Raw genomic sequence first — 1,762 nt, 5'->3', positions numbered from 1 at the left:
GGCGGGCGGCCCCCTCGGGGGGCAGGGAGCTACACGCAGTGAGCGACCGTGGGGGCTCCATCACCACCGTGGGGGCTCACCTGGTTACGCGATCCCCGTATCGAATGCTCTTCAGGGAACCGCCCTCAAACAGCAGCATGGTCATGAACTGCCCGTAACCCGGGTTGTAAGTCCACTCTTCCACCTGCTGGCAGGTGTTGACCGTCACGTTGGTGGTGGTGCTGGCGGTGGAACCTGTGGTGTTTGGTGTCACGACAGTCGAGCTGGGCACAGTGTCAGGCGTGGCTTTGCAGAACGTGTCCTTCATGACAGGCTCGCCGCATCTTTGCAGGACCGTGCCTTTGGAATTGCCGATCTGCGCCAGGTCGCCCTTGCAGCGCAGTGACTGGGCCGAAGCCCCGGTGAAAAAAGATGAGGCCAGAAAGGCGAACATCACGACAGCAACGCGAACAACATACTGGTTCATTTTGACTTCCCCCAAGTTAAACAAGGATGCGCGTGGTGCGCACCCCTTCTTAACTTTATGCGTAAATATTTGGCGCCGCAAGGCATTTATGCCCTGCGCTGGTTGGCCAGATTTACGGGGTGACGTGCGTCCCGCAGCGCCTGCCGGCGCGCGGGCGCCTGCTTATTCGCCGAGGTAAGCGGCCCTGACGCGTGGATCGTTCAGCAGGCTTTTCGCGTCGCCGTTCATGGTGACATTGCCCGACTCCATGACATAGCCGCGGTTGGCAATGCCGAGCGCACGGCTGGCGTTCTGCTCAACCAGCAGCACCGTCACGCCGCGGGCTGAAACGTCCTTGACCACTTCGAAGATCTTGTCGACCATGATGGGCGAAAGGCCCATGGAGGGCTCGTCCAGCAGCAGCACCTTGGGGCGGCTCATCAATGCACGGCCCATGGCCAGCATCTGCTGTTCGCCACCCGACATGGTGCCGGCCAGCTGGTCCTTGCGTTCACGCAGGCGGGGAAACAGCACAAACATCTTTTCCATGTCTTCGGCGATGCCCGCCTTGTCGCTGCGGATGTAGGCGCCCATCTGCAGGTTTTCGGTGATGGTCATGCGGGTGAACACGCCGCGGCCTTCCGGCACCATGGCCAGGCCTTCTTTCACCAGGTCCCAGGCGCCGCGGCCCTTGATGCTCTTGCCCAGGTATTCAATGTCGCCGCCCAGCATGGGCAGCGTGCCGGTGATGGCTTTCATGGTGGTGGTCTTGCCGGCGCCATTGGAGCCAATCAGGGTGACCAGTTCGCCGTCGTTGACTTCGAAGTCAACGCCCTTGACCGCCTGGATGCCGCCGTAAGCGACCTTCAGGCCGGTCACTTTAAGGAGTGTGTTTGCCATATTCTTGCTTTCCTTCAATGACCTGTGCCCAGATAGGCGGTGATCACTTTTTCGTCTTTTTGTACGTCCGCGGGCGCGCCTTCGGCAATCTGCTTGCCGTAATCGAGCACGGTGACGCGGTCGCACAGGCCCATGACCAGCTTCACGTCGTGTTCGATCAGCAGAATGGTGCGGTTGTCCTTGCGGATGCGATCGATCAGCTCGCGCAGCTGCACTTTTTCGGTCGCGTTCATGCCGGCGGCCGGTTCGTCGAGTGCGATCAGCTGCGGGTCGGTAGCGAGAGCCCGGGCAATTTCCAGGCGGCGCTGGTCACCGTAGCTCAGGGTGCGGGCCTTGAAGTCGGCGTATTTGCCGATGCCGACATAGTCGAGCAACTCCTGCGAGCGCTTGGCAATGGCGGCTTCTTCGTGCTTGAAA

The 1,762-nt window shown here is 60.9% G+C and carries 3 protein-coding genes; all 3 read right to left on the bottom strand.

All coding sequences use genetic code 11. The annotated features are described in order from the left end of the window. Positions 1-76: 76 nt before the first annotated feature. Positions 77-466 (bottom strand): DUF2845 domain-containing protein, encoded by a 390-nt coding sequence (locus AC1D1P_RS22455; RefSeq protein WP_477674510.1) that lies wholly within the window; start codon positions 464-466, stop codon positions 77-79. Positions 467-628: 162 nt separating this feature from the next. After that, positions 629-1,345, bottom strand: coding sequence for an ABC transporter ATP-binding protein (locus AC1D1P_RS22450; RefSeq protein ID WP_477669665.1), 717 nt, complete (start codon positions 1,343-1,345; stop codon positions 629-631). 14 nt (positions 1,346-1,359) lie between these two features. Next, the coding region (locus AC1D1P_RS22445; RefSeq protein WP_477674509.1) for an ABC transporter ATP-binding protein at positions 1,360-1,762 on the bottom strand (403 nt) is incomplete at its 5' end.

It is taken from the genome of Polaromonas sp. P1_E1_2 (genome assembly GCF_056406035.1).
This window is presented reverse-complemented; position numbering and strand designations above follow the sequence as displayed.